We start from the raw sequence: 7,978 nt of genomic DNA on the forward strand, positions 1-7,978 counted from the left end.
TAATGATAATTCATTTTTATAGTGTTTTTTTTAACGATTTTAAATAGGCAAGGCTATTTTTAATGAAGTATATTGAATTTACCCCCGCTTTTGTTGCTTAATCTATCTCAGCAAAACACAACATCGCCACTAGGGATATAAAAAATGGAAAAATCATTCATTCAGACTCAACAACAAATTAGCTTTGTTAAATCATATTTTTCACGTTTATTAGAAAAAGAATTAGGCCTGATTGAAGTTCAAGGACCGATCTTAAGTCGCCTTGGTGATGGAACTCAAGATAACTTATCTGGTCATGAGAAGGCCGTACAGGTTAAAGTGAAATCTTTACCTGATTCTACCTTTGAAGTTGTCCATTCATTAGCAAAATGGAAACGTAAAACATTAGGTCGTTTTGGATTTAGTTCTGGTCAAGGTCTTTATACACATATGAAAGCCTTGAGACCAGATGAAGATCGCTTAACGCCAATCCATTCTGTCTATGTTGATCAGTGGGATTGGGAAAAAGTGATGGAAGGTGAGGAGCGTACACTACCTTACCTTAAGCAGACAGTGGGTAAAATCTATCAGGCTATAAAAGAAACTGAAAAAGCCGTCAGCGATGAATTTGGTCTGACACCGTTCCTGCCAGATCAAATTCAATTTATTCACACTGAAGAACTGTTACGTCGCTACCCTGATCTTGATGCTAAAGGTCGTGAAAAAGCGATAGCTAAAGAATATGGTGCTGTTTTCTTAATCGGTATTGGTGGAAAACTATCAAGTGGCGAAGCTCATGATGTAAGAGCGCCAGATTATGATGACTGGACAACACCTAACGAAGATGGCTTTGCTGGGTTAAACGGCGATATTTTAGTTTGGAACCCAGTATTGCAAGATGCTTTTGAAGTGTCATCAATGGGTATCCGCGTTGATCCAGAGACATTAATGCGTCAGCTAACTTTAACTGATGATACTCAACGTCTTGAGTTAGATTGGCACAAAGCATTAATGCATGGCGATATGCCACAAACAATTGGTGGCGGTATAGGTCAATCACGTTTAGTCATGCTACTTTTGCAAAAAGAGCATATTGGACAAGTACAATGTGGCGTTTGGCAACAAGATACCCGTTTAGCTTTTGCGGATATGCTGTAATTATTGACGCCAACGTCGTAGTAATCGACTTTTTAACCCAGTGTCAAAACGCCATATGTGGTCGAAAATTTTCATAATACTGGGTTTACCATAATTGGATAGGGTAACCGCATGGAAGCGATTATGCTGTTGCTGTTGGACTTTTTTGATTTTATTGATTAGGTTTTCGGGTAACCTTTGGGCAACAAAGTCAGAAATAACAACAGCATCAGCGTCTTTCCATGTGGGGGTATTAAGCTTATCTGCTACCTCATTTAAACAAGATGCTAAATCAGTTCCACCTCTAAATGTTTGATTCAAAAATTTAACAAGTTCTTGTAATCCATCAGAAGAAGATAATTGGTAATGGATCATTTCTGTTGAAAACAGCATGACATGACAGGCACGGTTATCCGCTAGTGCTATTTTCATTAGTGCTAAACCAAAGGCTTTAGCACATTGCTCATTAAATCCCCCCCATAGAGCCAGAAGTGTCGATACAAATGATAAAAGGGCCTCTTGGCCGTTCTTCATCAAGGTGATGAGTGACTGGGCGTAATACTGTGCGTTCCTGCCAACTATCACCCTGTAAACGATAAGTATTGAGCTGTTTTTCAATGAGTTTACGATAAAACTCATACTCAACTTCATTTATGCCTAATAAAGCTAGTTCAGCAGGTAATAAACGTAAAATATCATCACTTAAGCCTATACCATTTACTTGTTCTGGCGTGGTATCCGGTGCTTTTTCAACGATTGTTATTGATTCAAAAATCACACTCTCTTCAGGAAGCGATTTCGCCGTTTTACTTCGCCCCAGTAAGCTGGCCAATTTATGTAATTCAGGTTGTTGATTTAGAAAATCACTATAACGTTGAATAATTTTCTCATCATAGGGGGTTTTGGTAATAACGCCTTTGCTCATATCCCATAAACGGCCTGCAGCCCGTTCATTTTCAGAAAATGTATTACTTAAACTGCCACTTAATGCTAAGCGTTCTTGTAATTCTGCAAGTAACTGCTCTTGCTCTTGTTCAAACAGTGCTTTATGTAATGTCGTGACTTGAAATATTAAACTAATGCGCCAGCGTTGAATAAATAGAGCTTGTTGAGCTGGGGAAAAAGGTTTATTTGTTTTTATTAGTTGTGTTGCTTCTATAACAAATGAAGAATCAAGCTGATTTAGTTCTGTAAGAATATTGTCCACTTGCTGATTAAAAACAGCATTACATAATGATTGCGTTTGCTGATAAAGTGCAAATTCATCTGCGATGATGGTCGGCACCAGTGTTTCTTTCACTTTTTCTTGTAAGCTTTTTTTCCATTGATAAATGTCTTTTAGTAATGCTTTTTTTAATCTTGGATGTTTTTCAAAAAAAACAGCTAATTGAGGAGAAGCTAATAAAGTGATAATCACTTCTTCTATAAGCTGTCCTTCGTTTATCGCTAAAAGCATATCGATGGTAGAAAGTGTTAGCATGGCATGGTCACTTTATTTGACTTCTTAATTGAGATAATTTTTCATTCAATTGCAAAAAGCTTTGTTCTATAGAAATGAGCCAATCATTATCAATAAAGATATTGGGTTGATGATGATTAAAATTTTCTTGTTCAGAATAAATCTCTTGGGTGAGATCTTTTAATTTATCTAACCATTGTTGATTATCTTCAATAGGCTCTGTTTTGATGCTTTCTGACTGTTGGTATAACGACGTTGTTCGGCGACTAACATCCAACACCTCTAAGACACCATCTTGACGAATTTGTGCATTAATAGATTGTGGGAAACCAATACCATTTAATCTGGCAGAGAGTTCATCACCTTTATCTAAGAAAGTTTCTAATGCTTTTTTCTCAACAGTTATAAAGTTAACTTGAATACTATGTATATGCAGTGGAATATGTAAAAACAGCGTAAATTTATCAGACTGCATTTTTTCTGATAATTTGAAATGTATATTTCTACCAAACATACTACTTTGTTTTTCAAAGCGAAATGCTTGTTGATCTTGTTTGCTTCTTGTCGATTGCATCCATTCAGCCCACAGATTTTCTATTTTCTGTAAAAGTGTTAGCTGGTGGTATGCTTGTTCTGTTAATAGTGTTTTTAATAAGTCATTTAGCAGCGCAAAAGAAGCTTGATCATGCCAAAGGCAATCTTTTAACAGAATAAGATCTAAAGGTGATATCGCACTACGACCATTAAAAAAAGCACTGGCCTGTAATAGACGAACCGCTTTTTTCCAACGTCTGTCTGAAACATAAGGTGCTGCATCACTTTTATCGAGTGAGTCGCGAAGTTGATAAATTAATTCGAATAAGTGGTCATTCAAAGTAATTTTTTCTAACTCTGTTTGCCAAAGTAAAAATTCGTCTGTTGTAATTTGTAGTTGTTCAGGAATACGAAAAGCGCTGACCTCTTTATTAACTAATAACGCCCGGAAGTTTTTTTTATCTTGTACTTTTGATAACCAAATTCTAATCAGCATTCGATCATAAAGCGCTTCAAGACTGCTGTCTGAATCAGGTAGTTCATTAGAAGCCGAAACTAACAAACGCATGGGAATACTTACTTCGTTTTCGCCATTGCGAAATTTACGTTCATTAATTGCCGTTAATAAGGTATTCAAAATAGCGGGACCGGCTTTCCATATTTCATCAAGAAAAACAATTTCGGCGTCAGGTAAATAACCTTCGGTTAAACGTTGGTATTTTCCTTCATCTTTTAATGCTTGAATGGATAGTGGACCAAAAATTTCTTCAGGTGTTGAAAAACGGGTCATTAAATATTCAAACGCTTTAGCGTGTTTAAATGCCTCTTTCATTCTTCTCGCAATTAAGCTTTTAGCAATACCTGGAGGACCTAGCAAAAAAACGCTTTCTCCACTTAAAGCCGCGAGTAAGCAAAGCCGTATCGCTGATTGACGTTCATAAAGCCCAGTTTCAAGGTATTGGCTAAGTTGTGAGATCCGTTCTGCAAGTTGCATAAAGGCTCCTAATTAGGGTACTTATTTTCGTTATAGAGATGAAACTATCAAAAAATGAGTAATGACATATAGTCAATTATTCAATTAGTACACAATTCGTTTATAACAAAAATCGATTCAGCTTCCTACTGCTTCTTTTGGTTCTTTTTTGTTTTGCTGGCGAAACGTTTCGATGGTGATCACGTTTTTTCATTAATGTTGCTGAGATGATCGATTTAAAATACGACATGTCATCAATTAATGGCATTAAAACATTATCACTTGATAGTAAGGAAATATCATGGAAGCGAAGAAATTAGTGATTTTAGGTAGTGTTAATGTCGATCATATTCTTAATGTTGCTCATTTTCCGCATCCTGGTGAAACTATTTCCGGTAATCAGTATCAGATGGTTTTTGGGGGTAAAGGTGCAAATCAAGCCGTCGCTGCAGGGCGTTGTGGTGCTAATATTACCTTTTTAGCTTGTCTTGGAAATGACGATATTGGTCAAAGTGCTAAAGCTCAGCTGATCACAGATAAAATAGATACAGATTGTATTGAATTAATTGATGATGAAGCCACGGGTGTTGCGTTGATTTTTGTTAATCAGCAAGGTGAAAACGTTATTGGTATACACGCTGGAGCCAATGGAAGGTTAAACAGAGAATATGTTGAACGTTATAACTCGGTGATTAAAAAAGCAGATGCTTTACTTATGCAATTAGAATCACCTCTAGATTCTGTATTAAAAGCGGCTCAAGTCGCTAAACAAAAAAGTGTGCAAGTTATATTAAACCCAGCACCAGCACAGGCTTTACCTGATGAATTATTATCTCTCGTTGATATCATTACACCTAATGAAACAGAAACTGAATACCTCACGGGGGTAAAAGTTATTGATGATGAAAGTGCTCAACGTGTATCTAATATATTACATGATAAAGGGATAGAAACCGTTTTAATTACTTTGGGTAGCCGTGGTGTTTGGGTTAGTCAAAACAATCAAGGAACGATGGTTCCGGCATTTAAAGTGACCGCAATAGATACTATTGCTGCAGGAGATACATTTAATGGCGCTTTTATAACGGCTTTATTAGAAGGTTTACCAATGATGAAGGCGATTAAATTTGCGCACGCAGCCGCCGCTATCGCTGTTACTCGTGCAGGAGCACAACCGTCAGTACCTTGGCGCCATGAAATTGAAGCTTTTTTGTCGCAGCATGACTAGCGTAAAAATAAGATTATCGCTATTTAGAGTGGCGTATAAAAGAGAGCTATAGGCTCTCTTTTATTTTTATATCTCAACTAATTAGTTTTCATTTTTCTTCTTATTAGTAAGGTTATCACCATCATGCTTATTAAGTAATAAGAAGACAAATGAAGAGAGTAGTGTAATAGCGCCGACAGTAATAAAAGTATAATGGAAGTTATCTACCGTAGAGCCGGCATTTTCTGCATCAAAATAATTTAAGATAGAAGCACTTACTGCAATACCAAAACTAATCGCTAGTTGTTGAGTGACGGCTAAAACACTATTGCCTGAACTGGCATTATTGTCAGTTAAGTCAGCGAGTGAAATAGTATTCATCGAAGTAAACTAAATTGACATGACAACACCTAATAAAAAGAGTGGTAATACTAGGTAATAAATAGACATATCAGGTGATTGTAAGGAAAACTGTGCAATCATCAGACCTATAATAATGGTTATTCCAAATAGTGTCCGGCGATAGCTAAATGTCACTAAGACTTTTGTCACAAAGGATTTGGCGAGTATAGAGCCCAAAGCCATTGGTGCCATCATCATACCTGAGATAATAGCAGGATAGCCAAAACCTACTTGTAACATCAGTGGCATTAAGAAAGGAATGCATCCTGTTCCTAAGCGCGTTGCGATATTACCCGCAATACCGACAGAGAAAGTCCGTGTTTTGAATATATTTAATGGTATTAAGGGTTGCTGGTGGCGTTTAGCGTGATTGATATAGAGACCAAGTAAAAAGAAGCCACCTAAAATCACCGCAAGAGGGATATATCGAGAGATGTTTTTATCGCCAAAAAGATCGAGGCTGACGGATAACATGACTAAACCAAAACCAAAGAAAATAAAACCGAGTAAGTCAAATTTACGTTTTGGCATCGTAAAATTAGGCATATGTTTTATGGCGTAAAAAATACCAAGTAAGCCAATAGGAATATTAATAATAAATATCCAATGCCAAGAAGCATAGGTGACAAGGATCCCTCCCAATAATGGACCCGCAATTGGCCCCACAAGCCCCGGCATGGTGACAAAGTTAAGAATGGGAAGGAGTTCGCTACGAGGATAAGCTCTTAATAAAGCAAGACGAGCAACCGGCATCATCATTGCACCACCTATTCCTTGTATAACCCGCGAAATTACCAAAAAAGCAAGGTTAGGAGAAAGTGCGCATAATAATGAACCGCCAGAAAAGAGTGAAACGGCGATAATGAAAATCTTGCGAGTCCCAAATCTATCAGCTAACCATCCACTTACAGGAATTAATAAAGCTACCGTTAAAGTATAGCTAATTACGGCTGATTGCATGGCGAGAGGGGAGTGATTAAGACTTTTAGCTATATCAGGGAGTGCCGTATTTAATATAGTCGCATCTAATGACTGCATAAAAAAAGCCATTGCAGCGATCCAGGGCAACCCTGACATATTTTTGGCGGATTTTAACATGTAACAGATACCGTCTTTCTTTTATATTTAGCTTATTAGCCAGTATAAACAAAAAGACAATAAAATCGTATTAAAAATACTCAGTCATTTATTAATAGTATTAAACAAAGATCACGCGCTCTATTTCCATCTCCTTCTATAATCGCTTGTACAATTTGATTATGAGTTTCAGGCTGTACTGTTTCATTGCCAACAATTAAATCAAAATATTTTTTGTAGGCAGATAGAAAAAGAGAACCAAAAGAAGCAAAAAATGGATTGCCACTGGCTTGATAGATTAGATAGTGAAATTGTGTATCAATATCTAACCAATGCTGACGGTTAAAGTTATCTTTGAGTAGCTGCATTTCTGTTGCTAGAAATAATAGCGACTCTTTTTGTGTCTCTGAAGCATGTAATGCAGCTAAATAACAGGCTTGAGGTTCTATTGCTAAACGAACATGATGGAAATAATGACTCACCTTATTAAATTCACCGCTATCTATCCACCAATTAAGTAAATCATTATCTAATAGATTCCAATTTTGCATTGGAGTAACTCGAGTACCTATTCTTGGGCGAGGTAGTAACATACCTTTTCCAGCAAGCATTTTTATTGCTTCACGAATAACAGTTCGACTGACTGAAAGTAGTTCAGCGAGTTCTATCTCACCAGGTAATAAAGATTCAGGTTCGTAGTATCCAGAAAGTATTTGTTTACCTAGCTTTTCAGCAACAATATAAGAAAGATTTTTTTGGGATGCTGAGCGTTGTTCGCTTAGTTGCATAATAATAGTTACCTTTACCATAATTTGCTTTCTATATTACGTGAGTAATAGCAATAAAGCTGTTTGGATTTTAATCTATCAGTGTAAAATTAGAGCATTTTCATTCGTTTTGTTGAAAAATAGAGCGAACAGAAAAAAAAATGAAATAAATACTTGCGCTAATCTGAGAAGCCCCTATAATGCGCACCCACTGACCGACGATGAGCTGACAACAGCAACGACGGAAAGGGAAGAGAAAAGAAAAAAGTTTGAAAAAACTCTTGACTCTTCATAGGAATAGCGTAATATACGCCTCCTCGCAACAACGCAGAAGACCGGAAACGGCAGCGATAGTTGCACTGCTCTTTAACAAATTATCAGACAATCTGTGTGGGCACTCGCAGAGACGATATCTTCTAAAAAATTAGATGTATCAAGTCTTG

4 protein-coding genes and 2 pseudogenes are annotated in these 7,978 nt (G+C 36.8%); 2 read left to right on the forward strand and 4 right to left on the reverse strand.

The annotated features are described in order from the left end of the window. Nucleotides 1-144 precede the first annotated feature (144 nt). Nucleotides 145-1,137, forward strand: coding sequence for an aspartate--ammonia ligase (asnA, locus tag ACYUCW_RS14960; RefSeq protein WP_004246604.1), 993 nt, complete (start codon nt 145-147; stop codon nt 1,135-1,137). On the opposite strand, the pseudogene viaA reads toward asnA, so the two are convergent. Together viaA and ravA are read right to left on the reverse strand one after the other, a co-directional pair. Beyond that, nucleotides 1,138-2,596: pseudogene (viaA, locus tag ACYUCW_RS14965) on the reverse strand (ATPase RavA stimulator ViaA). It abuts the gene before it with no gap. Between the two features lie 7 nt (nt 2,597-2,603). Beyond that, nucleotides 2,604-4,103, reverse strand: coding sequence for an ATPase RavA (ravA, locus tag ACYUCW_RS14970; protein WP_004249869.1), 1,500 nt, complete (start codon nt 4,101-4,103; stop codon nt 2,604-2,606). A gap of 280 nt (nt 4,104-4,383) precedes the next feature. Between ravA and rbsK the strand changes: the two genes are divergently transcribed. Then, the gene (gene rbsK / locus ACYUCW_RS14975) at nt 4,384-5,310 is read left to right on the forward strand and encodes a ribokinase (RefSeq protein WP_460408920.1); all 927 of its coding nucleotides are present in this window, start codon (nt 4,384-4,386) and stop codon (nt 5,308-5,310) included. An 81-nt stretch (nt 5,311-5,391) separates the two neighbouring features. On the opposite strand, the pseudogene mdtD reads toward rbsK, so the two are convergent. Further along, a pseudogene (gene mdtD / locus ACYUCW_RS14980) lies at nt 5,392-6,789 on the reverse strand (multidrug transporter subunit MdtD). 80 nt (nt 6,790-6,869) lie between these two features. Beyond that, the gene (locus ACYUCW_RS14985; RefSeq protein ID WP_004249867.1) at nt 6,870-7,556 is read right to left on the reverse strand and encodes a FadR/GntR family transcriptional regulator; all 687 of its coding nucleotides are present in this window, start codon (nt 7,554-7,556) and stop codon (nt 6,870-6,872) included. Between the last annotated feature and the right edge of the window lie 422 nt (nt 7,557-7,978).

This window comes from Proteus sp. MB838 (assembly GCF_054767435.1).

Coding starts and splice junctions, on each gene's coding strand:
- asnA (WP_004246604.1), top strand. CDS start 145: ATGGAAAAATCATTCATTCAGACTCAACAACAAATTAGCTTTGTTAAA.
- ravA (WP_004249869.1), bottom strand. CDS start 4,103: ATGCAACTTGCAGAACGGATCTCACAACTTAGCCAATACCTTGAAACT.
- rbsK (WP_460408920.1), top strand. CDS start 4,384: ATGGAAGCGAAGAAATTAGTGATTTTAGGTAGTGTTAATGTCGATCAT.
- ACYUCW_RS14985 (WP_004249867.1), bottom strand. CDS start 7,556: ATGCAACTAAGCGAACAACGCTCAGCATCCCAAAAAAATCTTTCTTAT.